Below are 26,364 nucleotides of genomic sequence, written 5' to 3' on the forward strand. Positions count from 1 at the left end.
GTGTTAAAAATGAAATACGTTTTAATATTAGGTGACGGTATGGCAGATGAGCCCCTGGAGGAACTGGGCGGCAGGACACCTCTGGCCTATGCCAATACTCCGGCAATGGATGAACTGGCATCCATGTCGGAGATCGGTATGGTGAAAACCGTACCGGAGGGCATGAATCCCGGAAGTGATACAGCTAACCTGTCAGTTCTGGGCTATGACCCGAAAGTATATTATTCAGGACGTTCTCCTCTGGAGGCGCTGAATATCGGTGTGGATATGAAGGACGGGGATGTTGCCATCCGTGCCAACATTGTCACGCTCTCCGAGGAAGAGGAGAACTACGAGGACAAGAGGATATTAGACCACAGCTCCGATGAGATCAGCACAGAGGATGCCGCAGTGTTACTGGAAGCGGTAAAAAAAGAACTGCAGAATGAGATTTTCCAGTTCTATGTGGGAACCAGCTACCGCCACTGCCTGATTTGGGCAAAAGGCGATGTGGTGCCTCTGACACCGCCCCATGATATCCGCGGAAAAGAGATTAAAGAGTACCTGCCCAAAGAGCAGCAGCTTCTGGATATGCAGAAAAAGAGTTACGAGATCCTGGCCCGTCACCCGCTCAATGAAGAGCGGAGGAAAAAAGGCCTGAATCCGGCAAACAGCCTGTGGTTCTGGGGTGCAGGAACAAAACCTGCTTTGTCTCCCTTTGAGGAGAAATTCCACAAAAAGGGCGCCATGATCTCTGCGGTTGACCTGCTGAAGGGAATCGCTGTGGGCACGGATATGTACAACATAACCGTGGAAGGTGCCAACGGCGGCCTGCATACCAATTATGAAGGAAAAGCCAAGGCGGCTGTGGACGCACTGCTGAAAGAGGGATATGATTTTGCATATATCCATGTGGAGGCTCCCGATGAGATGGGCCATCAGGGCAGTGTGGAAAAGAAAATAAAAGCAATCGAATACCTGGATGCAAGAGTGATCGCCCCGGTAAAAGCAGCGCTGGACGCTTCCGGCGAGGCTTACCGCATGTTGATCCTCCCGGACCATCCGACACCAATCTGTGTGAAGACACATACATCGAACCCGGTTCCTTATCTTCTGTATGACAGCCGGAGACAAGAGTCTCATGACTGGAAATATAATGAAGAGGAAGCCATGGCGGGGGGAAAACTGGTGGAAAAAGGGCATGAGCTGATGGGTTATTTGTTTGAATACTGATGAGAATATTTGGCGGAATTACGGCTGTTTAGTCGTGTTTCCGCCATTTTTAATATGTTGTTATTTATGGTGTCGATGCAGGAAAGATTAGATTGTGGATGAGAGAAAAATGAAGTATAATAAAGCAAATAAATGGGTAACTGTTGAGTGCATTTACAGTTTCGAGTATAAATCCATATAAAATCATATGAATTGGATAAAATAGAAATATCAATTATAAATTAGATATAGAAAATGGGAGGTGGCAGCAATGGATTTCATTTCGGGTGTCTATATAAGAAGCTTTAGAGGAATTAAGTCTTTGAAATTAGAAAATCTGGCACAAATTAATATATTGACTGGAGATAATAACTGTGGGAAAACCAGTGTTTTGGAAGTACTCAGAAGTTTTGAAGAACCTGGAAGCTTTCGGACCTGGCGTTCCATGATCAGGAAAGAGACAAGGTATCCTATTGGATGGGGAATATCATACTATGAGGGATTTTATGATTTGTTCGATATTAATTCATCAGAAAAAGCAGTAGATTATATAATTGAAACAGGAAGTGAGAGGGTAAATATTCAATTGACTGCAGTCGAGACAGAAGAAGAATTTACAGAGGAGGAATATAGTCAATTACAGGGACTTTCTGCATCTAAAGAATATAAAGAAGAAAATCTAACGGAAAATCTGCAGATTGTACCAAAATTGGAAATGAAGATAAAGATCAATGGTAAAGTAGCGGAACAGGATGTCCTGTATGAGGGACAAAGAAGATATATGCCTGTTAGAAAGAAGGATTCAGAAAACTATAGTGAACGCAGGAATATTGTATATATTGCTCCATTTAGTCATACGGACAGTATTATTTTTTTAGACCAGGTATTAAATAATCCCGAATTGTACGAAGAGATGCTGACAGTATTGAGAGAATTTGATGATAACATAGTAAGTATCAATTATAGTAATGATGACAGCAGAGGGGCTGCCAGAGGTGTATATAAAATATTGACAAAATCGCTGGAAAAGGCATTGCCGCTTAATATGTACGGGGATGGCATGAAAAAGGCAGTATTACTAATGAGTGCGGTGATCCGTGCGAAAAATGGTGTGTTATTGTTAGATGAATTTGAGACTGCGATTCATACCTCAGCCATGGATAAGGTATTTAAATGGATCCTGGAAAATTGTATGAAGTTAAATGTGCAGGTTTTTTTGACATCTCACAGTAAAGAGGCGATTGATAAAATGTTGAAATGCGCTCCGGACATAAGAAAGGATATGGCAGTGTATACGCTCTATAAAGAAGGTGCAGAGACATCAGTCCGAAGGTTGTCAGCAGAAAAAGCAATTGAAGTTCAGGATGAAATGGGGTTGGAGCTAAGATAAGATGAAGAGCATAATTTTGTGTGAGGGGTCTACGGATTTTGTCCTATTGCAATACTTTATGAGAAAAGTATATGGATGGGAAGATAAAAAGACGAATGAGCAGGCAAGAAGTAAATATATCAGATATATCCGCACTATGTTTAAAGATGCTGACAGTCTGAGTATCGGCGGATGTGGAGGTTCCAACAGGATACTGCCGGGGTTTGATCATATAATGGAATACAATAGCCTATCAGCAGAATCGGAGTCGTATGATAAGGTTGTTATAATTACAGACCGTGATGAATGTGAGACAGAAAGAGTCTTTATAGAAAAATTAGAAAAAATTCTGCAGGAAAGAAATATGAAAGCGCAGGAGTGTGTAAATAATAAATGGGTTGATTGTCTGTACAAAAATGGGCACGGTAAAGAATGCGTGTTTTCTTTATTGATTTTGGTAATCCCTTTTGAGGAAACCGGAGCAATGGAGACCTTTTTATTAAATGCAATTTCACAAAATAATAGCTATGATGCTGGTATAATAGGAAATTGTAACACCTTTGTAAGTAATATTGATAAAGAAAAAAGATATTTAACAAAACGCCGTTATATAACAAAGGCAAAGTTTGATGTTTATTTTTCAGTCAGGACTGCTGCGGAACAATTTATGGAACGTCAGAATATTTTGAAAAATATTGAATGGGAAAAATACATAAAGATACAGAAAGATTTTGAAAAATTAGGAGATTTGTAGGAAACATATATTTTTGTCAGCCATCCCAACTTTTATAGGAGTGGGATGGCTTTTATTATATTAGACCTATGGGGGTTAATCCCTCTCAAACCCATTCTGCCTGTAACACACCACAAATAACCCAACAGCCAGCACAGCCTCCACCACCATGATCACAACGCTCCCCGCCTGCAGCACACTGCCTTTATCAGCGGCAATATCCATGATCATATCCATAAGTATCCCGGTAAAGAAGAATTTGGAAATGGTGGACAGAATTTCAATAAAATTGGAGAACATGGGAACCATCATGAGTACCAGCAGGACCGGTGTGGTGATCGTACCCGCACTCACCTGGTTTTTGGCAAAAATACCAAGCAGCATACCGATGATACAACTGATCAGAGAAGATAAGATTGTCACCACGGAATACAGCACCAGGTTTTTACCGCTGATAATATAACCGCTGACCGGCATCAGCACATAGTTCAGAATGACGGTTGCCGCGAACACGGGCAGGATGCAGCCGATGAAATACTCCATTCCGTTTACAGAGGAGGTCATCAGGACCCGGAGTGTTTTCTTTTCCTTTTCCTCGGCCAGCAGCAGGCTGGTACAATATATGCCGCACATACCGATGTTCATAACCAGTCCCATGCTCAGCGCATAGGCATTCATGGAGTCGGCAGAGGAGCCTCCGTTTGCCATCTTTCCATAGAGGATACGCATCAGTAATGTGAAGCCCAGTGCGAATAACGGCATGATGATGCAGTTTTTTCCCATAAATGCCTTTGTCTTTACCTGGGCAATGGCCATGATCTTGTTCATATGTAAAGTTTTCATGATAACTCCCTCCCTGTGACATTTAAGAATACGCTTTCCAGTGTCGGCTCACAGGAGTGCAGTGTTTCCACCTGGTTCTCTGTCATCCAATTATGGATCCGGCCTATGTTCTCTTCGTTCTGTTCCAGCAGATGTTCCGTTCCGTCATGCAGCCGCACTGCGTATTTTTTGATTTTATTATGTTTGAGGCAGATGTCTTTCGGCGTGCCGTATTCTACGATAACGCCTTCGTTCAGCAGTGCCACATGGTCACACATTTTTGTGGCTTCCTCCATATTGTGGGTGGTCAGGAAAATAGCCATGCCCTGTCTTTTTAATTCCAGCAGCATTTTATGTATCTCTATGGCTGTGGACGGGTCCAGGCCTGAGGTGGGTTCATCCAGAAACAGTACCCTGGGGCTGTGCAGCACGGCTCTTGCCAGAACAAGACGCTGGGTCTGGCCTTTAGAAAGCTTGCCTGCAGGCTTGTTTTTCTGTTCGTACAGGCCAACCTGTCTGAGCACTTCGTCAATCCTATCCTTTTTTACTCTCAGTATTTTTGCGAAATACTCCAGATTTTTATAGACTGTCAGATATTCATAGATTCCGCTGTTGTCTGTGACGATTCCAATCTGTTCGTAAATGGTTTCATCGATGTCCCTGGAATTGATCCCCAGGATATAGGCTTCGCCGGAGGTCTGTTTTAACTGTCCGGTGATGATTTTTATGGTGGTGGTTTTGCCGGCACCGCTGGGTCCGAGAAATCCCAGGATTTCGCCTTCATGCAGCCTGGCATCAATGTTTTTCAGCACAGGTTCTGTTTTATACTTTTTTGAAATGTGTTCCAGTCTGATATATTCTCTACTCATATGGGTTCCTCCTTGTTTTCTGTTCCGAGAATATCATTTCCGGAGGAGGATTTGTCCTTTCCTTCCTAAATGGTATCCGCTGCTTCCCAAACGGCAGAACTGTGCTGATTCCGCAAAAAAAGAACGCACGATCAATTCATGCGTCCCAGTAATTTTGACTTTTCTTTTCTTGATACTGCGCAGATCTCTCCGCCCACTGTGACGGTATTGTGCCGCAGGTCTACCTTCTCGATTTTATCGATTGCCACCAGGTAAGAGCGGTGGATTTTCATAAACCGGTCATCCAGCTCTTTTTCAATATCGCTCAGACTTCCCAAAAACTCCATTCGTTCATGCTTTCCATGCAGAATCACAAAATGCGGTTTGGAGGAAGTTTCAAAGAAATAAATATCCTTAAGCGGAACATGCCGGATGGTATCGCCTGTCTTAAAGGTATAGTATTCCACCGGGTCAGCTTTTTCTTTTACAAGTCGGCTCTGGATGGAGGACAGGCAGCGGGCAATGGAGGCGGAAAGCCCGTCTGTCATGTCTTTTACAATATAGTCAAAGGCCTCCACATGATACTGAAAGGTCTTGTAAGCCAGATCACCGAAGCTTGTGATATAGATAATGGTGCCATTGGGGTCAAGCTCCCGAATCTTCTTTCCGAGAAGAAAACCGTCATATTCCGGATGCTTCAAATCCACATCTAGAAAGTAAATATTTCGTTTGTCCTGCATCTGTCTCAGTTCCTCCAGCAGGACAACCGGACTGTCGCAGCTTTGTGCTATCTGCATGTCATACTGCATGATGAGTATTTGGTTCTCAATATGTCTGGCTATCTCCTTACGGATTCTATCGTCATCATCGCATAACAATATCTGAATCATGAATGATATCCTCCAATTCTGATCTCCTGGTAAAAACGTCCGCTTTTGCAGAATGCGGCGCAGCTCACATTCTGATACTGCTGTGTGATCTCCTGATAACTGTAAAGTCCCAGTCCACGGCCTTTTCCTTTTGTGGAATATCCTTTTTGAGAAATACGGTTCATGTCAATCTCCCCGGATATTGGGTTGCTGATAAGGAAAACCACCTGGTGATTCTGGGCGGTGAGTATGATGTCAATGTCCCCGCGGGTTTCTTTCACCGCTTCTATGGCATTGTCAGTCAGAATGCCCACACAGCGCAGAAGATCCTGGAGTTTCATGTGGCAGCTTCTGACAGGATACAGAACCTCCACATGGCAGGGAATGTTAAGAGCGTGCATCTGGGAGATTTTTGTCATGAGCAGGCTTTTTAATTCTATGATTTCAATATTCATCATCTGGTTGGCAGACTGTATTTTGGCACCAATGCTCTGATCAAATTCGTCCAGCATGTTGTGCATATACCGCTCCAGCGCCTCTGTTTTTCCCTCTTTTATGTCAAGATACATGCCTGACATCATATTTTTAAAATCGTGGCGGTACAGGCGCACATCTTTCTGGATTTCCTCTAAGTTCTGAATATAGGCGGTCTGCTGGGCAATGATGCTCTGCTGTGCCTTTTCATTTTCATCATGAATGATGTTTTTGGTAAGATAGCGGAAAAATGCGGCGGACAAAAACAGCAGACCAAGTCCCACAACCGCCAGCGTGTTGTTATAATCCAGATGAAGGATTGAAAATATAAGAAGAATATGCGGCGAACCGGACAGAAGGAATCCGATCAGCGCTGCCATAACGCAGTACCGTTTCTTTTTCAGGCAGCGTTCAATGAAGGAACAGGCATCTATTTTCGTGATTATTTTTCCTATAAAATAGGTGAAGATAATCAGCAGTGTGATGGAGATGCACTGGTTTTCCAGGGAACCCAGTGCGTACTGCTTCGGAATGAAAAAGAAAGTGATCAGATACGTCTGGTAGTAAATAAAATATGCAAAGGTCCCGGCAATGGCCGTTTTCGCAATATTGCGCTCAATGACCAGATAAATGGAGATCAGATTGAACAGCAACGCTGTCATATCCAGGAAATAAGACAATATTGTGATCGGTATAAAAGTAAAGATCTGTCCGGCAGCCCCAAGATAAACCATGGGGGAAACAAGCAGGTCCAGGATGAGAGCAGCAAGCAGAAGCTTTGGCCAGGGGACTCTGCACCCGAGTATTCTGCAGCTCAGATAATGGATGACAACCTCCGTAAAATAGCTGGCTGCAGTGTAAATCATAATTGCGTATATCATATGTATGTTCCTTATATAATTATTTGCTTATCCAGATTCAAGTATATCTGTCAAGATTCAAAGCGTCAATATGTTTTTTATTCTGCTGTCTAGGCCCCTTCCCTGCCCATTTGCCAAACAGCGGATTTTGTTATATACAAACCTTGTGGTATACTATAAATATACATAACAAGACACGGAGGATAGCCATGAGATCCAAAATATTAGTTGTAGAAGACGAGGCGGCGATCAACGATTTGATCTGCCTGAGCCTGGAAACCGCGGGATATGAAACGGTATCCTTCCGGGATGGAGGGAAGGCCGGAGTGTTTCTGGAGGATTGCCATGCAGAAGACTGCGATCTGGCACTGCTGGATATCATGCTGCCGGGAAGGGATGGGTTTGAACTTCTGCCCCTCTGCAGACAGAGAAAAATACCGGTTATCTTTCTCACTGCCAAGGGGGAGATAAACAATAAAGTGAAGGGCCTGAGAGAAGGTGCCGAGGATTACATAGTAAAGCCCTTTGAAATCCTGGAACTGCTGGTGAGAATAGAAAAGATCCTGGAGCGCTGCCACAAGAAGGAGGATGAGATCCATATGGGCGGTGTGATCATCTATCCCAGGGAGCGCAGAGTGGTAAGGGACGGCGGGGAAGTAGTCTTAAAACCTATGGAGTTTGACTGTATGATGCTGTTTGTGAAAAATAAAAACATTGCGCTTACCAGGGATCAGATACTGAATGAGCTGTGGGGCATCCGTTTTGAAGGGGAGACCAGAACCGTGGATGTCCATGTGGCCAGAATCCGCAAAAAACTGGGGTGGCAGGATATCATCAGGACAGTTCCCAGAATCGGTTACCGGCTGGAGGTGACAGAGTGAAGATTCGGACAAAAATCTGTCTGGTCTGTGTGGCTGCCATGCTGGTTATGTCTCAGTGTTACTCTGCATTTATGCTCCATGTCTCTTTGAAGACTCAGCTTGCGCAGATTTATGCGTATGAGAGCAATACGTTTCATAACAAGCTGAAAGAACTGGATACCCGTATGCGAAATTTTGGTATTGCTGAGACGGACACTGAGATACAGGAGAAAATCATGCAGGATGGCATCAGGCACTATCTGGGACTGGAATATGCGGTTTACCGGGACGGAGAGGAAATATACAACCCCACGCCATATGATTTCGGGAAAAACGGCGACAGCTATCCCTCCTATTATGAAGTACAGATAGACGGGCGCTATCTTTTGATCATGGGCAGCACATACGATCCCGGTGGGGAAAATACCTACGACATTTGGCATTTTAATGATGTGACAGGCATCCATGAAAACAGTTGGAAAATGTTTCTGAAAGGACTGGCAGCCGCATTTCTTTTCACCGCTGTTATTGCGGCGGGCATGGTGTTGGTCATCCGTGTCATTCTGCATCCTCTGTACAGTCTGAGAGATTCGGCAAATGAAATCGCGGGAGGAAATTACGCGTTCCGTATACCAATAAAAAAGATGGATGAGGTGGGGGAGATCAGCGGGAATTTCAACCGCATGGCAGAGAAAATTGAGGAGCATGTGGAGACATTATCCGATACCAATGAGAAACAGAGGCAGCTTCTCGGCAGCCTGGCGCATGAGCTGAAGACGCCCATGACTGCAATCATCGGATATTCTGACATTCTCCTGAAAATGAGCCTTTCGGAACAACAGAAGGAAAAAGCCCTGCAGTATATCGGAAGTGAATCCAGACGTCTGTCCAGGCTCTCCGCCAAAATGCTGGAACTTACAGGTCTGTATGAGGAGGAGCCCGAAAGTCTGGAAATGAGGCATACATCTGTAAAAGTGCTGCTGGAACGGGCAGAAGCTCTCATATCCTTCCGCCTGCAGGAGAGGGGACAGGTATTGGAAATCCGCCTGGCAGATGATGCACTGTGTCATGATATGGATGAAGATCTGATGACCAGCCTTCTTCTGAATTTGCTGGACAATGCCTGCAAGGCATCTGATGAGGGACAGAAAATATATCTGGAAGCGGACAGCCGGGGAATCTATGTGAGTGACTGCGGTATCGGCATTCCCGAGGAGGAGCTGACAAAAGTAGAGGATGCCTTTTATATGGTGGACAAATCAAGAGCCAGGGCGTCAGGAGGTTCCGGCCTGGGACTTGCCCTCTGCAGAAGGATCGCAGAGCTGCACCATGCGGAAATGAGGATAGAGAGCAGGCAGGGAGAAGGGACAAAAGTCAGCATTTTGTGGAAATAAGCAGAGATTGTAACGATTCAGCCAGCTGAATCGTTACGGGTATTCGCCCATTAAAAATCGCTTCGCGATGGGGCGAATACCTGCCGCCACTACTCTTTTGCACGGTCAGCGCAGTAAATGCGCAGACCTGACTGAACAGTTACCAGAGATTTACAAATTGGTTACAAATCGGCGCGGTTTTTTTACATGAAGCAGGTTAATATGGAGTTAGGAAGCAGAGACAAGCAGGAGGAATGACAATGAAGAAATCTAAAGTCTGCATATTGACTGGTATAACAGCCGGGGCTTTGCTGCTGACCGGCTGTCGGGAAACACCCGATTCTGTGATCGTAAAACAAAAGGGCGAAAAGGCAATTGAGAAATACGAAGAAGAGAAAACAGATACATCTTCCGGCGAAGCATCCCGGAATATCAGGGAAAAACTGAGTGTGCCGGAAATCTTCAGTGAGGACATAACAGCGGAGGACGGAAAGATCATCATCCATACCGATGCTGCGGTGGAACTGCCGGACACCACAGGATTTTCCACTGTGGAAGTAAAGGCTGTGCCGCTGACACAGGAGTTCATGGATACCATTACAAACGGCCTGTTCCCTGAGAAGAAAATGTATGAACCGGAATACTATTACGGAATGACAAAAGAATACTACCAAAACAAGATCAATGAAGTGAGGGCCCTTATGGCGCAGGACAGCGCAGAGTCGGAATCCGGGGAGGCACTCACACAGGAAGATCTGCAGCAAATGCTGGAAGAATACGAAGCTGCATATGCGGAGGCACCTAAGAGCTTGGAAAAAAAGGAGACGGCCCCTCTGCTGACCGAGAACGGCACGGGAGACCCCAGGTTCAGCGGTGTTGCGGAGGATGAAAATGGACGGCCGTACAGTTATTTTGTCAAAGCCTCAGCGGACGAACCGGTCAGTGTACAGGTCAAATATCTTGGAGATACAGAAAACGCATCTGACCAGGCATTATGGAGCGATTATACACCTGCGTCTCAGTATGTCCCGGAGGAGCTGGGAACAGAGGAGAAAATAAAATCCGCTGTGGGTATTTCCTATGAGGAGGCAAAGAAGACCGCAGACGAAAAAGCTGCGTCCATAGGCATTTCGGATATGTCCGCTGACGCATGGGATTATGCCATATGCCGTGATATAGAAAGAAGTGACGAGGTTATCAAAACAGGGTTTGTATTTTATTATACAAGGAAGATAGACGGCTGCCCTGTTACCTATACAAGTGCGATTGGGGGAGGCCTTGAGGATATGGACAGCACCATTGAGCCCTGGACATATGAACATCTGAGTATTGTCATCTCTAAGGAGGGATTGGAGGAACTGTCATATGGCAGCCCCTATGAATTGGGGGAGGTGCAGGTGGAAAATGTAAAGCTGCTGGACTTTGAGGAGATTGCGCAGATCTACTCCCAGATGATGCAGTATAAATTATCAGGGGAACTGGAGGGCGGATACATAAAATCCTGTAAAGTGAATGTGAACAGGGTAACACTGGGATATTCCAGAATTTACAGCCCGACCCAGGATAACCGAAGCGGTGTGCTGGTCCCTGTGTGGGATTTCTTTGGCAATTATGAGAGGACACTGAATGAGGGGGAGGGCCCGGCAGATAAGGATACGGAGCGATACAACAGTCTTCTCACTATAAACGCTGTGGACGGTACTGTGATAGACAGGGGACTGGGGTACTGATGAGAGACTTGGGGAAAATAAAAGCAATGGTGCGTTTTCATTTTCTTGGTTTCTGGAAAAATCCACGGATTCTCATCACCTTTCTTTTAGCTGTGGTACTGTGTTTTTTGCTCAGTGACCGGGTACTTCGGGTGGCAGCGCATTTTGAGACAACCATGCAGGGAGCGGAGCCGTTCATATGGACGTTCGGAGACGGTACAAATGTACTTCTGGCCTCTCTGCTGCTGATTTTAATGTTTTCCGATGTTCCGAAGCTGAGCCCGGTGACTCCCTTCTATCTGTCCAGAATGAAACGGATGCAGTGGATGATATCCCAGTTTCTCTATATTGCAGCGGGAACTGCCCTGTATGTGGCATTCATTATGTTCGTAACCGTCATTCTGTGCCAGAAATACACCTATCCGGGAAATGTATGGAGTGAGACAGCAGTGAGAATCGCATATTCCGGGCTGGGAGATTCCCTGGGAATCCCTGCAAGCGTGAAGGCCATGGAGAGCATTACTCCATATGGATGTATGCTGCAGACTGTCTGTCTTATGCTCCTCTATTCCTGGACCCTCTGCTTTCTCATGCTGGCAGTCAATATAAGGTTCGGCAGATCACGGGGAATGTTTGCGGGAATATTCTACAGTCTGTACGGATTTCTTCTGGAACCGGAGAACATTGCGGGTATACTGGGGCTGGAGAAGCAGCAGCGCTACAAGGTCAATATTCTGGCAGGCTGGATAAGTCCCTTAAATCACGCGACCTATCCGGGGCATACGTTCGGCTATGATGATCTGCCCTCTGTCTTCCAGTCCGGTGCGCTGTTCCTGGCCTTTCTGGTCCTGTTATTTCTGCTGGCTGGCAGGGCGCTGAAAAGCTATAATTTTACTTTTATGGGGTACTGAGTATGGATGGGAAACGTATGATAGGGCGCAGAACCACCTGGCTGGCTGTGATCCTGGGCGTTATGGGACTGGTCATAGGGACGAAATTCCCTGAGTTTGACAGTCCTCTGACAGGTGGGAGCTGGTATAAAATGGTGGAGAAAGCCCTTACCTCTAAAACTGTGGTCTTTTTTGTGCCCATAGTGGCGGTTCTGCCGTATGGGGATGTATGGATTGGGGAGAAAACGTCAGGTTTTCTGCGGTTCTATGTGACCCGGAAAGGGAAAAAGGAATATACGGCTGACAGGCTGTTTACAACTATACTCAGCAGCTGTTTTGCATGGACATCAGCGATTGCTGTAACGCTGCTGTTTTATTTTGCGCTTTTTTATCCCATGGAGGTGAAATCTGAGTGGAAATGGGTGATGCTTCTTCCGCTTCTTCAGTCCGCGGCAAGACTGCTTCTGGTGACTGCTGTACTGGCGGATCTGAGCGGAATCATGGCGGTTGTGTCCGGCTCTGTGTATATGGCATATGGGATTCCGTTTGCAGGATATTACCTTCTGACGATTCTTCATGAACGTTATCTGGAAAGTGTCTATGTCATAGACCCACAGTCCTGGATCAAGGGGGCAGGGGATTGGGGAAAGGACAGTATGGGGATCTGGCTGTTTTTAATATTGCTGGTGTTTCTTACAGCGTCATTGTATGGAGGACTGTTATATGGCAGATGCAGAGAACTCTGATTATGTAGTGATAGACCGGGTGACAAAGAGATTCGGTGAGGAAATGGTTCTGAAGGAGACGACCATGGCTATGAAGCGGGGGAAGGTGTATGGGATCGTAGGAAATAACGGTTCCGGCAAGACCGTACTCATGAAATGTATCTGCGGCTTTCTGCCTGTCACATCGGGGAGCATTTGTGTGGGGCAGAAATATATAGGAAGAGATACGGATTTTCCCGAAAGTCTGGGTCTGATCATTGAGACACCCGGATTTCTGACAGAGTATACGGGGAGAAAGAATCTGGAAATTCTGGCTGATCTGAAACGCAAAGTCTCCGGAAAGGGCATTCGGGAGTGCCTGCAGAAGGTAGGGCTTGACCCGGATCTGAAAAAGCCTGTGTCGAAATATTCCCTGGGTATGCGGCAGAGACTGGGGATAGCACAGGCAATAATGGAAAATCCGGAATTTCTGATTCTGGATGAGCCGTTTAACGGTTTGGATAAAAAGGGGACGGCTGATATCAGGGCCATCCTGCTGGAGTTGAAAAAACAGGGCAAAACAATTTTGCTGGCAAGTCATAACAGTATGGATATTGATATTTTATGCGACGAAGTCTATGAGATGGATGCAGGTGTCCTCCGGCGTGTGCGGGGAGGAAAAGAGAAAAATGGGGAGGTGTGCGTATGTTAAAGAGAATACGGAAATCGGCAGTGTTTCTGCTCACTTTCTGTATGATGCTGCAGAACAGCCGGACAGCATACGCCGGGACGGATCAAACTGCGCCGGAGCCGGCGCGGCAAATAGAGCAGAAAGGACAATCAGGCTCGGACGGTCAGGAGAGCCAGTCATCCCAGGAGGACCGGTTATCCCAGGAGGGTCAATCATCCCAAGGGGGTCAATCATCCCAAGAGGGTCAGTCGTCCCAAGAGGGGCAGTCATCCCAGGAGGGTCAGTCGTCCCAGGAGAGTCAGTCATCCCAGCAAGGCCACCCGGCCCAACAGGTTCATCTGGGAATAGACAACACCCATGTATATGCAGGCATGGAACATTCATATGGCGAAGGATACGTCCCAACCGAAGCAGACAATAAAATAAGCCTTGTTGTTCCCTTCACTGCTGACGGTGCCCTCAAAGACAATACCCTGACAGTGACTGTCGGATTTAAAGAAACAAAAGAGACGCCATTTCAATTAAAGAATTATCAGGCAGATGTTAAACTGCAGACCGTCACCTTCAAAGAGGAACAGACAGATGTCTACCTCTACACAGTGGATTTATTCCTGCAGGAGGAACGGCATGCAGGCCAGTACCCTGTCAGTGTGCAGGCCCGGGGGATTGACGGTGAAGGAAATCAGGTCACTCTGGAATATGTGATATTTACGAATGTAACAGGAGCCGGAAGAAATCAGCAGGATAAAGAACATCCGGAAGATCCGGAAAACCAGGAGACTCCGGAGGCAGAAACCGGCGGAGAAGGCAAAATACTGCCGCCTGAAGCCGGTGGAGATACCATGGCACCTTCCGCAGGGAACGGAGAGGAATCTGTAGTACATCAGCCCAAATTCATCCTGGAAGAGAGCAGCCTTGACGGTATCGTTTTAGATGCCGGCAGCAGCCGGGACATGCAGGTTACTTTCCGCAACAAAAGCAGCGAATTTGCTGCCTGCAACGTGAAAGTTTCTCTGGCAGCCGAAGGGGAGGAAAGTAATCTGACCTTTGGCCGTACATCCGAATATTTTGAAAAAGTACAGCCCGGCAAAGCCATCACATTTACAGAGGAACTCCGGATACAGACAAATGCCCCCCAGGGAAATGTGCCGGTGAAGTTCTCTTTTGAGTATGAAGATGAAAAAGGAACTGCCTACATGGGTACGGAATCTCTTGTACTGCAGATAAGGCAGCCCGCCAGGGTGTCGCTGTCCAACTGCAGCATTCCCTCCAGTGTATATTCCACAGATACCATTTCTACGGACATGCAGATTCTGAACCTGGGAAAAGCTCCTGTATATAATGTAAGAGTTTCGGCAAAGGGGGCCGGGATTTTCGCGCTGCAGACGTTTTATGCAGGTACTCTGGAGGCAGGACAGAGCATACAGGGCAGCATGGAACTCTATGCAGGGGCAAAAAATATGGAATCCATCAACGATACACTCGCGGGAACAGATGAGGAAAAGTACGGGAAAGTAGACGGAGCCCTGGTCCTTGCGTACGAGGATGTATACGGCCAGACCTACAGCCAGGAGGTAAACTATAAAACAGAGATACAGCCGCCCAAAATTCTCAGCCTGAAACCGGAGAAAAAAGAACAGGAGACGAATCAATGGTGGGTATCTGTCCTTGTATTGGCCGGTGCGGGCCTGCTGGGCATTCTTTTGATTCAGACATTAAGGATCAGAGGGCTGAAAAAGAACAATCTCAATACACATTAGAAGGGCAGGGAATCCGGTGAAAAGCGGTAAATTACAGGGGAGTATTTTTAAAATAAAGATTCTGGCTTTTGCCGGCATTCTGCTGCTGATCTGGTGCGGATACCGGCTGATAAAGACAGGCTTGGAGGAGCAGCAGGATTATGAATTTCTTGCAGTCAGCGAAGAGCAGGAGATACCGCAGGAATTTTTAGAAGAGCTGGCAGAGAGAAGAGGCGTGACAGTTGTTTCCGCAGTGTTGGATGTGCCTGTCCGTTTAGAGATAGAGGGATACCGGATGGAGGTGACAGCAGAAGCCGTGGATATGGAGACGTTTCCGCTTCACATTGAGGAATGCCTGACCGGGCTGGAGACCGGAAGTAAAATACCTGTCTTTTTCACTGCCCGGAGTCTGGATAACCTGACGGACAGATATTCCTATGCCATTACAAAAAGCAGAAAAAAAGAACTGCAGAACCGTGCGCTTGGAATGACTGTCTGTATAGCCGGAGCCGCTGCCGGCCCGGTGAAAGATGCTGCTTCAGACAGCAGCGGTAATACCGAACAGAACCGGCAGGTCCCCGCAGGGACGGAAGGAATCCTGGCCGCCCGTGTCAGGGGAGAGGATGGGGAGATCTATCTTTCTTATGAGAGCGGCAGGAAGCTTCTGGAAGCGGAAGGGCAGAATGTCCAGGTGAAAAAGGTTTACATAAAACTACACGGAAAATCAGCGGCGGACGCCCTCAAAAACAGTCTGCTAAGTGCCGGACTCAGAATGTGACACACAGCCTGCCGAAAGCAGTTTTCAAACATTTTCCAATCTAAAAAAAGCGTGAGACCACAACCAGGATCTCACGCTTTTGTCCGTGTACCGAATATAACCATCCATGCAGACAACACTGCCTACAGGCAAAAATTGCTGTTCAGAGAATAAATTTGATAAATATTGCTATCTTCCGAAATCAGCGGTATGATATATACCATAAGCCCGCCTGTCTGCAGAGAGCCTAATAGCGCCCAAAAGGATTGCTGAAGCTGTCATTTGGCTGTGGGGCAGGTTCCGGTCTGGGAGCATCCAGTTCTCCGGTCACATCCATGTAGAATACAGTACCGGCGGCTCTCATATATGGTGTCAGCCACAGAAATCCCACATAGCAGGAGAGCACACACAGCAGCATAAGAGGAATGAAGCTTAAGTCCATGCAGAGAAGGCGTCCTTTGTTTCCCTTCATAAGCCGCAGGCTTTCCTTCATTGCCTCCATGGCACTCATCTCGGTGTTGTCCAGGAGCAGATAGTCTGCAAGGCCGAAGAACAGGCCCAGTATCATGTTCACAACCATATTCGCCAGACTGCCGAATAGCATAAGGAGCAGAACCCCGTTGTCAGACATATTCTTATTCAGATAATTCGGAAGGTCAAAGGGCAGGGCAAAGATAAACTGTATCACCAGAAGGATCAGATGTACGATGATAAAACGGTCAGGGTGATGGGAGAAGGCAAAGAACAGGTCCTTCACCGCGAACGGCTCCTGACGGCTGATATTGAGCATCAGCTTGGCATAACCCGCGCCCACAACCGCTACCAGCAGGGAGACCATATAGTTCAGGAGCTGTGTAGTCACGATCCCCAGAACGGTGGCAGTGCTCATGGTGTTCACGATCAGCATGGAAGGCAGAAGACTGCACAGAACCATCAGAAGCAGTGCAGCCATGGGAGTGCCGTATCTTCCGGAGAGATTTTCACGGGCGATAAGCTTTATAGCAGCAGAATTTCTTTTCATAAAATAAAATCTCCATTCTTTCGTATTTAAGGAAATGGCCGGCTGTTCCGGCACGTTGTCATGACTATTATAACATAACTAAACGAGGTTACAAGAGGGTAAAATGGAACCGCGAATGAGTAAAAAAGAAGAAAAAAGCCTCTATATCCTGGGATGGATGCTGTTCGCAGCAGCAGTACTTCTTCTGGGGATCACAAAGGGTTTACATATGCAGATGAAAATCGTTTCCCTTCCCTGCGTCTTTCGGGAGCTGACAGGTTACTGCTGTCCGGGCTGCGGGGGCACCAGAGCCTGTGCTGCCCTTCTGCAGGGAAAGATCGTGAAATCCTTTCTCTGCCATCCTGTGGTGCTGTACACGGCTGTCATCTATGGCTGGTACATGATCACACATACAATAGAATATCTGACCAGGGGAAAGCTGGCGGCGGGGATGCGGTACCGCGACCTGTATCTCTATTTAGCAGCCGCCATCATACTGATACAGTGGGTAGTGCGGAATCTCCTGAAACTGATATGGGGAATTGATATCCTGTAGTAACTGTGAAGGTACGGAACAGTTACATATTGTAAAAGCGTCCGGCATCGGAGCAGGCTCCGGTCAGACGCTTTTTCATGCAAACAATTTCATCAGATAAAATTATCACCCTCATCCGGTGCCGGATAATAGTGATCCTGGTCCCCGCCGGAATCAGGCAGGTCTTCTCCACCGTAGGGGGAAGTGCTGTTATCATAAGAACCGCCGCCCGGATTGGTGTTGCGGTACAGATAATCCTGCAGGAAGTTATAAATGTCATCCTCTGTATACTGCTCCGGATGAGTCAGTATATGCAGATACTGGCTGACAAAAGTGCGCCCTTCCACAGTGGAAAGCATGGTGGACGCAAAGAAAAGTATAATGGCAGCCACAATAGCAATTCCGGCGGAGGAAAGTGCCATACCGGCCTTCGCATTACCGGGACGTGCATACGTGCCCTTAGATATCACACCGAATAAAATGCCAAGTCCTCCGAACAGAAGTGCCAGAGGCGGAAAACAGCACATGGATACCAGGGAGAGGATTCCCATGGAGAGGGAGGCGGAGGCAAAACCGGGACTGCCTTGATAGATATGCTCTGCCGGCGGTTCCGGGTAGATGACCGGCCCCTGTGAGGGTTCCTGTCCGTATCCCATCTGCTGGTTATTTTCGTCATAAGGATTATTCATATAATCAAACCTCATTTCATGTATTTTCAATTGTATCATTACATTTTTCTCGTTTGTCAAACTACATTCTATCACGGATAGGAGAATTGGGCAAGACTGGGTTACTGTACACAGCTGCTGGAAAATATAAGCGGTAGTCACAAATAGGATATAAAAGGGCAGGATAAAACACTTTACAATTGAACATGGAACTATCCGATGCGCGATATGTAAAGTGAGGAATGGATGAACCATGAGCAGTGCTTATGATAAATTGTTAAATCGGTTGAATGCGTACAGGAAAATGCAGAACATGAGCCAGGAGAGCATGGGCAGTGTCATGGGAATTACGCAGAGTCATTACAGCAAGGTGGAGAACGGAAAGAAGATCATCTCCGGTGAGGAGCTACATAATCTGGATATGAACGGCATTGATGTAGATTACCTGGTCTCCGGTATAAAAAGTCCACGCACAGTCCTGGATGATTTGATGGAAGCCTGCGGCAGGGAGAAAAAGGCGGAGCTGCTTCAGCTTATCGTGTGGACCATACAGCAGGGAATGGAAAACGCACAGATCGGAGGAAGTGCGGCGGTGCGCTGCACCAGGGAAATTGAGCTTCTGAGGTATCAGGTCTTCCCCCATACTTCAGAACATACGGTTTGGTACAGAATCCGCATGGCAAATGAAATGACCCAGGGCGAGATGGCAGAGGCGCTGGATGTGAGCGTGAAGCGCTACAGGGAGATCGAAAAAGGAAATACCAGGGCAAGCGCCGAGGTGGTGGCTGCGCTCTATGAGAATCTGGGCTACCTGCCGTCCATCATACTGGAGGAGGACGTGGTCAACCTGTCCAGCCTGAACCTTATATGGGAAGAATTTGAAGAAGAACTGCAGAAGGAACTGGAGGCATTTATCCGGAAGGGATGCGGCCTGTGGGAGTGCAGACCGGGCGGGAGATCGAAATAGATCCTCCGCCTTTTTTATATGTTGCTGCTCCTTCCGTATCCGGAAGCGCATTTCGCCATGTTTCTTCTGATGAAGCAGATTTTCTTTCCATTTCGTATGACGCATGATATGATAAATAAAAGTAACGGTTCCGTATACCGGATAAAAATGGGAGGTTATAAATGGAATACTATTGCGGAATAGACCTGGGCACTTCCAGTGTAAAAGTCATGCTTCTGGGCGCCGACGGTACTGTGGCGGGCACAGAGTCGGCAGGATATGACATCAGGAAACACTCACCCTGTGAGGCAGAGCAGGATATGGAATATCTCTGGCAGCGGACAAGGCAGAGCATAGCGGCACTGCTTGGAAAATATCCGGAGGCCGCGGCTCATATCCGGGGTATCAGCTTTTCCGGGCAGATGCACGGCATGGTGGCAGTGGATAAGAACGGAAAGCCGGTGCGGGACGCCATTATCTGGGCAGACCAGCGCTCCGGGGATGCCATAGGGCATATCTGGGATACCATATCTGAGAAGGAGTGGAAGAGGACTACCTTAAACACACCCTGTACAGGATTTCTCATCGCATCCCTGCTCTGGATGAGGGAGAATGAGCCGCAGCGGTATGCGGAAACCGCCCGTGTCATGCTGCCAAAAGACTATATCCGGTTCCGCATGTGCGGTGAGATCGCCACAGATGTGACGGATGCCTCCTCCACAGGCATATTTGAGGTGGAAAAAAGACAGTGGGCCTGGGAGCTGATCGACAAACTGGGCCTGAGGCGGGAAATGTTTCCCTTCTGCGGGGAATCTTATGAGCAGGCAGGCCGCGTCAGCGGTTCCTGTTCCCGGGAAACGGGGCTTGCAGAGGGAACCCCTTTATTTTTAGGAGGCGGCGATTCCATGATGCAGCTCGCCGGAAACGGAATCATCAGGCCGGGGATACTCTCCTGTAATATCGGGACCGCAAGCCAGGTGGCCTGTGCCCTGGACAGACCCATACACGACACAGAATTCAGGACCAATACCTTCTGCCATGCAGGCAGCGGACTGTGGGAGATACAGGGTTCCTCCCTGACCGGAGGCGTGGCGCTGAAATGGCTTCGGGACAACATACTGCATATGTCAGACTTTGGGGAGATGGCAGACCTTGCCGGGACAGCACCTGCGGGAAGTGACGGGCTTCTTTTTCTTCCTTATCTCAGCGGGGAGCGCTGCCCCTATAATGATCCAAATGCGCGGGGAATCTATTTCGGCATGAGTCTGTATCACAGCCGGGAGCATCTGATACGGAGCACCATGGAGGGTGTGATCTTCGGGCTGAAGGAATCCCTGGAGATATTCAAAGGCATGGGCATCCGGTTTGACAGGGTGACAGCATCCGGAGGCGGTGCCAGGGGACGGCTTTTCAGAGAAATCCAGGCAGATGTATTTGAGGCGGAGATCCACACGGCAGGGGAGGCGGAACAGGCCTGTGTGGGCGCTGCCATGACCGCTGCTGTGGGCTGCGGCGCATTTTCCTCCTACGAGGAGGCGTGCCGTGCACTGCTGCGTCCGGGGACAGAGGTGACGGTTCCTGACAAGGAGCGTGTTAAAATATACCGGGAATGTTTTGCACGTTTTCAGGAGCTGTATCAGAAGAATGAAACGCTGTTTTCTTGACAAATCCCCTTCCTATTGATAAGGTGTTATAGTACCGGCCGGTAAGCGGTTCAATTGGCTGAACAGCTGCCGGGTTTGGATCAAGGAAAGTAACAGTTCAGTTTGTCTGAATTGTTGCCAAGGAAAAAAGGAGAAATACATGGATATCATTTTAGCATTGACAGAAGAACTGAAAGTGGAGAAGTGGCAGGTGGAAGCTGCCGTTAAACTGATAGATGAGGGAAACACCATACCGTTTATTTCCCGTTACCGTAAGGAGGCCACCGGCGCGCTGAATGACGAGGTGCTGAGAAATCTGTACGAACGCCTGAATTACCTGCGGAACCTGGAGGATAAGAAGACCCAGGTGCTCGCCAGCATTGAGGAGCAGGGCAAACTGACAGAGGAGCTGAAGAAGCAGATCCTGGCAGCCCAGACCCTGGTGGTCGTGGAAGACCTGTACCGCCCGTATCGTCCGAAGCGCCGCACAAGAGCCACCATTGCCAAGGAAAAAGGCCTGGAACCCCTGGCAAATATCATTCTGCTGCAGATGACAGACAAGTCCCTGGAAGAGGAAGCAAAGGCATTTTTATCCGAGGAAAAAGAGGTCAAAACCCCGCAGGATGCCATTGCAGGGGCAAAAGACATAGTGGCAGAGAGCATTTCCGATGAGGCGGACTACCGAATCCGCATCAGGGATATGACGGTGAAGAAGGGAAGGGTGGTTTCCGCTGCCAAGAACCCGAAAGAATCATCTGTCTATGAGATGTACTATGAGTATGAGGAGCCTATTGCAAAGGTGGCGGGCCACAGAGTCCTGGCCCTGAACCGCGGGGAGAAGGAAAAAATCCTCACCGTGAAAATTGAAGCTCCCACAGAGGATATCATCCGCTACCTGGAAAAACAGGTGATCACCCGCAGTAACCCCAACACCACACCTGTTTTAAGGGACGTGGTGGAGGACAGCTACAGCCGTCTGATCGGCCCTGCCATTGAGAGGGAGATTCGCAATGATATGACAGAGAAGGCAGAGGACGGAGCAATCAAGGTGTTCAAGAAGAACCTGGAACAGCTCCTCATGCAGCCTCCTATTGTAGGACAGGTCGTCCTTGGATGGGACCCGGCCTTCCGTACCGGCTGTAAGCTGGCAGTGGTAGACCCCACCGGAAAAGTGCTGGACACGGTAGTTGTCTATCCCACAGCCCCCACAACCCCGGCCAAAATCGCCGCGGCAAAAGAGACTGTGAAAAAACTCATCCGCAAATACAACATCACACTGATCTCCCTGGGCAACGGCACCGCTTCCAGAGAGTCTGAGCAGGTGATTGTGGAAATGCTGAAGGAGATAACCGAGAACGTGCACTATGTCATCACCAACGAGGCCGGAGCCTCCGTGTACTCTGCCAGCAAACTGGCTACAGAGGAATTCCCCAACTTCGATGTGGGACAGAGAAGTGCCGCATCCATTGCCAGACGCCTTCAGGACCCTCTGGCAGAGCTGGTGAAGATCGATCCGAAGTCCATCGGTGTAGGCCAGTATCAGCATGACATGAATCAGAAGAAGCTGGGCGAAGCCCTGTCCGGCGTTGTGGAGGACTGTGTAAATAAGGTGGGCGTGGATCTGAACACCGCCTCTGTATCGCTTTTGGAATACGTGTCCGGCGTCAGCAAAGCCATCGCGAAAAATATCGTGACCTACAGGGAGGAAAACGGCCGTTTTGAGGACAGAAAACAGCTTTTAAAAGTAGCCAAGCTGGGGCCGAAAGCCTTTGAGCAGTGTGCCGGCTTCCTGCGCATCACAGGCGGGAAGAATCCTCTGGATGCCACCAGTGTCCATCCCGAGAGCTATGAAGCAGCAGAAAAATTCCTGGACAGCATGGGAATGAAGCCTGCGGATATCTTTGGCGGCAATGCGGTATATTATGTGAAAGACTACAAAAAGATGGCGGAAAAGCTGGGCGTGGGTGAGATGACCCTGCGGGACATTGTAAAAGAGCTCACCAAGCCGGGACGTGATCCCCGTGAGGAGATGCCGAAACCTGTGCTGCGCACAGATGTCCTGGATATGAAGGACCTGAAAGAGGGCATGGTCCTCAAAGGAACGGTGAGAAACGTGATCGATTTCGGAGCATTTGTGGATATAGGTGTGCATCAGGACGGTCTGGTGCATATTTCCGAGATGACAGAGCGCTTTATCAAACATCCGCTTGAGGCAGTCAGCGTAGGTGACGTGGTGGATGTGAAAGTGCTCAGTGTGGACTTGAAAAAGAAGAGAATTTCCCTTACCATGAAAGGTATCTGAGAATTACTTCTTACACGTGGCTGTACTGCAGGACATGGAGTGAACAGTAAAATCTGAGGAAAACAGAAAGGAAGCGTCGAGAATGAATGCAAACAGAGTAAGGATTGAAAAGCTGCAGGAAGAAATGGCAGCAGCGGGCATGGACATGTATCTGGTATCCACCGCGGATTTTCACCAGTCTGAGTATGTGGGAGCATACTTTAAAGTGCGGGCCTGGCTGTCAGGATTCACCGGTTCCGCGGGAACCCTGGTGGTGACAAAGGACAGCGCGTATCTCTGGACAGACGGACGGTATTTTATCCAGGCGGGCAAAGAGCTGGAGGGCACCGGAGTGACCCTTATGAAGATGAGGGAGGAGGGCGTCCCCACAGTGGACGAGTTCCTGGAAAAAAATCTTCTGCAGGGCAGCTGCCTGGGATGTGACGGAAGGACCATCAGCGTCAGCCAGGGAAAGGCTTACGCGGAAATGATGGAAAAGAAACAGGGCCGTTTTCTGTGCCAGGATGACCTGGGAGGCAGAATCTGGAATGACAGACCGGAAATGTCAAAAGAGCAGGCATTTCTTGTGGATGTGAAATATGTGGGCAGATCCAGAGAAGAAAAACTGGCAGATGTCCGCAGCATCATGAGAGAAAACGGCGCTGACATCCATCTTCTCTCCAGTCTGGACGATATTGCATGGCTTCTGAATATCAGAGGTAATGATATTGAATGCAATCCCGTGATCCTCTCCTATGTGATCCTCACAGAGAAGGATGTATTCTTCTATGTGCAGGAGGAGGCTGTTTCCGCTGAGATCCGCAGTGAACTGGAGAAAGCGGGAATCACGATCCGTCCGTATTATCAGGTATATGAGGATGTGAAGAAGTTTGCTGAGGAAAATACCGTGCTGCTGGATGAGGCAGTTGTCAACTATACTCTCTTTGAAAACATTCCGTCCGGCGTTAAGACTGTGAACTGCATAAATCCATCCAAGCCCATGAAGGCCATGAAAAATCAGGTGGAGCAGGAAAATGTGCGCAAAGCCCATATCAAGGATGCAAAGGCCATGTGCAGATTCATTTACTGGCTGAAACAGAATGTGGGGAAAGAGGAGATCACAGAATACAGCGCGGCAGAAAAGAGCTACGAGCTGCGTGCCCAGGACCCTGATTTCCTGGATCTGAGCTTTGGCACCATCTGTGCCTACGGCCCTAATGCAGCCATGTGCCATTATGCGCCGACAAAAGATGCCTGCGCCAAAGTGGAGCCGGAAGGATTCTTCCTCATTGACTCCGGCGGACAGTACTGGCAGGGGACCACAGATATCACAAGGACCATTGCGGTTGGAGCGCTGACACAGGAGCAGAAGGAGCATTTCACACTGGTGCTCAAGGGAAATATCCGTCTTGCAACTGCAAAATTCATGTATGGAATGGGCGGTGCCCATCTGGACTGTCTGGCAAGAGGCCCTCTGTGGGAGAGAGGTCTTGACTTCAACCACGGCACAGGACACGGTGTGGGATTCCTGCTGAACGTACACGAGGGACCCCAGAACATCAACTGGAACAGCGCCATCCGTCCGGGCGGCTATGTACCACTGGAGGAGGGCGTCCTGATTTCCGACGAACCGGGACTGTACCTGGAAGGCAGATACGGCATCCGCTGTGAAAATCTGCTCATGTGCCGCAAGGGCGGGAAGAATGCCTACGGTCAGTTCATGGAATTCGAGGTCGTGACACTGGTTCCCTTTGAGCGGGAAGCCATTCTTCCGGAACTTCTCGGCCAGGAGGAACTGAAATGGCTGAATGCCTACCACAAACACGTGTATGAAACCATAGCGCCGCTTCTTGACAGTGAGGAGGAGCGTGAGTGGCTGAGGGAGGCTACGGCTGAGATTTAAGGGATTGAGGTGAGATTATGGGACCGGTAAAGGATATTGCACTTGGCATACAGGATTACCGCAAGATCAGGGAGTATAATTACTACTATGTAGACAAAACACGTATGATAAGCGAATTTTTAAGGCGTGGGGCAGAGGTCACTCTGATCACGCGTCCGCGCAGATTTGGAAAGACGCTGAATATGTCTATGCTGGCAGAATTTTTGGATATTACAAAAAGCTCAGAAGGGATTTTTGAAAATACAGAAATTATGCAGACCTGTTTTGCAAAGGAAATGAATCAGTATCCTGTGATTTTCTTATCCTTTAAGGATGCAAAAGGCAATAGAAAATTACTGGTAAAACAGGTAAAACTTGCACTGCTGGCTGAATACCAGAGGTTTTCCTGTATATTTACCCATCTTCCCCATATTGAACAGGTGATATATGAGAGGCCACTTCAGGAACTGCTGGATTATAATACGGGAAGTCTGTCAGGAATAGACAATGCACTGTATTTTCTATCAAAGACCGCCTGTAATTATTATGAGAGACCTGTGATCCTTCTGATCGATGAGTATGATACCCCGTTTTTGGAGGCGCATATTAACGGTTTTTATCAGGAGGTGCACAGTGAACTTGCAGTTATGCTGTCTTCTGCACTGAAGGGCAACGAGTACCTGCACCTGTCACTGCTCACAGGGATTCAGAGAGTGGCAAAAGAAAACATTTTCTCCGGTCTGAACAATCTTCTTGTTTGTACGGTCAAGGATCCTGAATTTGCTGATTGTTTTGGATTTACGACTGCGGAAACAGAATCTCTTCTGCATTATTACGGTCTGGAACTGGATGATGAAGTGAAGGCAATGTATAACGGATATTCCTTTTCCGGAGTAGATATCTATAATCCCTGGTCTGTTCTCAATTATGCACAGCGCAGGATACTGGAACCCTACTGGGTTAATACGAGCGAGAATAAAATGATCCGATCAGCAATGGAACAATGCGATAAACTGTTTTTCAGGAATTATGATAAGCTGATTGAGACAGGAACGCTGACAGCCTCGGTTCAGCCAGAGAATTCATTTTATGAAATGCCCGGTACATCCTCACTGTGGGGGCTTTTGCTGAATTCGGGAATGATCACGATCGTAAAACGGCTGGATCCGGGATATTATCAGATACGCATACCGAACAAAGAGGTAAGATCAGCTTTTATCGGCCTGACAGAATACGCATTGCAGATACAGGAAGGTTCTTTCAGCAATCTATTCGGTGCACTGCGCCAAGTACACAAAGGATGAATCCTGTGATCTGAAATGCCTGGCAGCGAAAGCTTTGGAGCAGATTGACCGGAGGCACTATACCTTTGGACTGGAGGGCAGTGTGCTGTGCATCGGACTGGCACACCGTGGAAAAAGTGTGGAAGCGATGTGGGAAATGAAGTAGAGCATAAAACGCTTATATCTGTATTTGGTTATGGATATAGGCGTTTTTTAAGAACCCTGTACCGCCGTTCA

Annotated in this window: 24 protein-coding genes; 18 read left to right on the forward strand and 6 right to left on the reverse strand. The window is 47.9% G+C overall.

Annotated elements, in window-relative coordinates:
* The first annotated feature begins 9 nt into the window (after positions 1-9).
* The 3 genes from MUB35_RS01915 to MUB35_RS01925 all read left to right on the forward strand — a co-directional run bounded on the left by MUB35_RS01915 (position 10) and on the right by MUB35_RS01925 (position 3,314).
* Complete coding sequence (locus MUB35_RS01915; protein ID WP_118743398.1) at positions 10-1,212, forward strand: cofactor-independent phosphoglycerate mutase; 1,203 nt, start codon at positions 10-12, stop codon at positions 1,210-1,212.
* Between the two features lie 250 nt (positions 1,213-1,462).
* Positions 1,463-2,581: an AAA family ATPase gene (locus MUB35_RS01920; protein ID WP_118743399.1), complete on the forward strand. Its 1,119-nt coding sequence runs from the start codon at positions 1,463-1,465 to the stop codon at positions 2,579-2,581.
* A 1-nt stretch (position 2,582) separates the two neighbouring features.
* Positions 2,583-3,314 (forward strand): DUF3226 domain-containing protein, encoded by a 732-nt coding sequence (locus tag MUB35_RS01925; protein WP_118743400.1) that lies wholly within the window; start codon positions 2,583-2,585, stop codon positions 3,312-3,314.
* A 75-nt stretch (positions 3,315-3,389) separates the two neighbouring features.
* Here MUB35_RS01925 and MUB35_RS01930 read toward each other — a convergent pair whose 3' ends face one another.
* From MUB35_RS01930 to MUB35_RS01945, 4 genes are all read right to left on the reverse strand, one after another.
* Positions 3,390-4,136 (reverse strand): ABC transporter permease, encoded by a 747-nt coding sequence (locus MUB35_RS01930; protein WP_118743401.1) that lies wholly within the window; start codon positions 4,134-4,136, stop codon positions 3,390-3,392.
* Positions 4,133-4,984 (reverse strand): ABC transporter ATP-binding protein, encoded by an 852-nt coding sequence (locus MUB35_RS01935; RefSeq protein ID WP_033139274.1) that lies wholly within the window; start codon positions 4,982-4,984, stop codon positions 4,133-4,135. The genes MUB35_RS01930 and MUB35_RS01935 overlap by 4 nt, the downstream gene beginning before the upstream one ends.
* Before the next feature lie 131 nt (positions 4,985-5,115).
* Positions 5,116-5,853 (reverse strand): LytR/AlgR family response regulator transcription factor, encoded by a 738-nt coding sequence (locus tag MUB35_RS01940; RefSeq protein ID WP_033139273.1) that lies wholly within the window; start codon positions 5,851-5,853, stop codon positions 5,116-5,118.
* A complete protein-coding gene (locus MUB35_RS01945; protein ID WP_118743402.1) occupies positions 5,850-7,187 on the reverse strand; it encodes a sensor histidine kinase in 1,338 nt (445 codons plus the stop codon). The genes MUB35_RS01940 and MUB35_RS01945 overlap by 4 nt, the downstream gene beginning before the upstream one ends.
* A 188-nt stretch (positions 7,188-7,375) precedes the next feature.
* Here MUB35_RS01945 and MUB35_RS01950 point away from each other — a divergent pair, with 188 nt between their 5' ends.
* The 8 genes from MUB35_RS01950 (at position 7,376) to MUB35_RS01985 (ending at position 15,910) form a co-directional block, all read left to right on the forward strand.
* Positions 7,376-8,047 carry a response regulator transcription factor gene (locus MUB35_RS01950; protein ID WP_033139272.1) on the forward strand — a complete coding sequence of 224 codons (672 nt, stop codon included), beginning with the start codon at positions 7,376-7,378 and terminating at the stop codon, positions 8,045-8,047.
* A complete protein-coding gene (locus MUB35_RS30620) occupies positions 8,044-9,420 on the forward strand; it encodes a sensor histidine kinase (protein ID WP_118743403.1) in 1,377 nt (458 codons plus the stop codon). Before MUB35_RS01950 ends, MUB35_RS30620 begins: the two co-directional genes overlap by 4 nt.
* Positions 9,421-9,659: 239 nt before the next feature.
* Positions 9,660-11,129 carry a DUF6034 family protein gene (locus MUB35_RS01960; RefSeq protein ID WP_118743404.1) on the forward strand — a complete coding sequence of 490 codons (1,470 nt, stop codon included), beginning with the start codon at positions 9,660-9,662 and terminating at the stop codon, positions 11,127-11,129.
* Entirely contained in the window at positions 11,129-12,019 is an 891-nt protein-coding gene (locus tag MUB35_RS01965) for a hypothetical protein (protein ID WP_118743405.1), read from the forward strand. The genes MUB35_RS01960 and MUB35_RS01965 overlap by 1 nt, the downstream gene beginning before the upstream one ends.
* A gap of 2 nt (positions 12,020-12,021) precedes the next feature.
* Positions 12,022-12,744 (forward strand): hypothetical protein, encoded by a 723-nt coding sequence (locus tag MUB35_RS01970; RefSeq protein WP_118743406.1) that lies wholly within the window; start codon positions 12,022-12,024, stop codon positions 12,742-12,744.
* Positions 12,722-13,414 (forward strand): ATP-binding cassette domain-containing protein, encoded by a 693-nt coding sequence (locus MUB35_RS01975; RefSeq protein ID WP_118743407.1) that lies wholly within the window; start codon positions 12,722-12,724, stop codon positions 13,412-13,414. The genes MUB35_RS01970 and MUB35_RS01975 overlap by 23 nt, the downstream gene beginning before the upstream one ends.
* The gene (locus tag MUB35_RS01980; RefSeq protein ID WP_118743408.1) at positions 13,408-15,153 is read left to right on the forward strand and encodes a hypothetical protein; all 1,746 of its coding nucleotides are present in this window, start codon (positions 13,408-13,410) and stop codon (positions 15,151-15,153) included. Before MUB35_RS01975 ends, MUB35_RS01980 begins: the two co-directional genes overlap by 7 nt.
* Before the next feature lie 16 nt (positions 15,154-15,169).
* On the forward strand, positions 15,170-15,910 hold the full coding sequence (locus MUB35_RS01985; protein WP_118743409.1) for a hypothetical protein: 741 nt from the start codon (positions 15,170-15,172) through the stop codon (positions 15,908-15,910).
* A gap of 226 nt (positions 15,911-16,136) precedes the next feature.
* On the opposite strand, the gene MUB35_RS01990 is transcribed toward MUB35_RS01985, so the two are convergent.
* The gene (locus MUB35_RS01990) at positions 16,137-16,910 is read right to left on the reverse strand and encodes a DUF975 family protein (RefSeq protein WP_103731185.1); all 774 of its coding nucleotides are present in this window, start codon (positions 16,908-16,910) and stop codon (positions 16,137-16,139) included.
* A gap of 103 nt (positions 16,911-17,013) precedes the next feature.
* Between MUB35_RS01990 and MUB35_RS01995 the strand changes: the two genes are divergently transcribed.
* Positions 17,014-17,445, forward strand: a complete 432-nt coding sequence (locus MUB35_RS01995; protein WP_118743410.1) for a DUF2752 domain-containing protein — start codon at positions 17,014-17,016, stop codon at positions 17,443-17,445.
* A gap of 92 nt (positions 17,446-17,537) precedes the next feature.
* Here MUB35_RS01995 and MUB35_RS02000 read toward each other — a convergent pair whose 3' ends face one another.
* The gene (locus MUB35_RS02000; protein WP_052099484.1) at positions 17,538-18,113 is read right to left on the reverse strand and encodes a DUF4190 domain-containing protein; all 576 of its coding nucleotides are present in this window, start codon (positions 18,111-18,113) and stop codon (positions 17,538-17,540) included.
* Between the two features lie 232 nt (positions 18,114-18,345).
* Here MUB35_RS02000 and MUB35_RS02005 point away from each other — a divergent pair, with 232 nt between their 5' ends.
* The 6 genes from MUB35_RS02005 to MUB35_RS02030 all read left to right on the forward strand — a co-directional run bounded on the left by MUB35_RS02005 (position 18,346) and on the right by MUB35_RS02030 (position 26,293).
* Complete coding sequence (locus tag MUB35_RS02005; protein ID WP_081960352.1) at positions 18,346-19,059, forward strand: helix-turn-helix domain-containing protein; 714 nt, start codon at positions 18,346-18,348, stop codon at positions 19,057-19,059.
* 161 nt (positions 19,060-19,220) lie between these two features.
* A complete protein-coding gene (gene xylB / locus MUB35_RS02010) occupies positions 19,221-20,702 on the forward strand; it encodes a xylulokinase (protein WP_118743411.1) in 1,482 nt (493 codons plus the stop codon).
* A 139-nt stretch (positions 20,703-20,841) separates the two neighbouring features.
* Positions 20,842-22,983: a Tex family protein gene (locus MUB35_RS02015; protein WP_118743412.1), complete on the forward strand. Its 2,142-nt coding sequence runs from the start codon at positions 20,842-20,844 to the stop codon at positions 22,981-22,983.
* An 82-nt stretch (positions 22,984-23,065) separates the two neighbouring features.
* Positions 23,066-24,865 carry an aminopeptidase P family protein gene (locus MUB35_RS02020; protein ID WP_103731188.1) on the forward strand — a complete coding sequence of 600 codons (1,800 nt, stop codon included), beginning with the start codon at positions 23,066-23,068 and terminating at the stop codon, positions 24,863-24,865.
* 17 nt (positions 24,866-24,882) lie between these two features.
* A complete protein-coding gene (locus tag MUB35_RS02025; RefSeq protein ID WP_244805693.1) occupies positions 24,883-26,148 on the forward strand; it encodes an AAA family ATPase in 1,266 nt (421 codons plus the stop codon).
* The gene (locus MUB35_RS02030) at positions 26,120-26,293 is read left to right on the forward strand and encodes a hypothetical protein (protein WP_156120853.1); all 174 of its coding nucleotides are present in this window, start codon (positions 26,120-26,122) and stop codon (positions 26,291-26,293) included. The genes MUB35_RS02025 and MUB35_RS02030 overlap by 29 nt, the downstream gene beginning before the upstream one ends.
* Positions 26,294-26,364: the final 71 nt, after the last annotated feature.

The sequence above is a fragment of the Blautia sp. NSJ-175 genome, assembly GCF_022867815.1.
Classification (GTDB): Bacteria; Bacillota; Clostridia; order Lachnospirales; family Lachnospiraceae; genus Blautia; species Blautia celeris.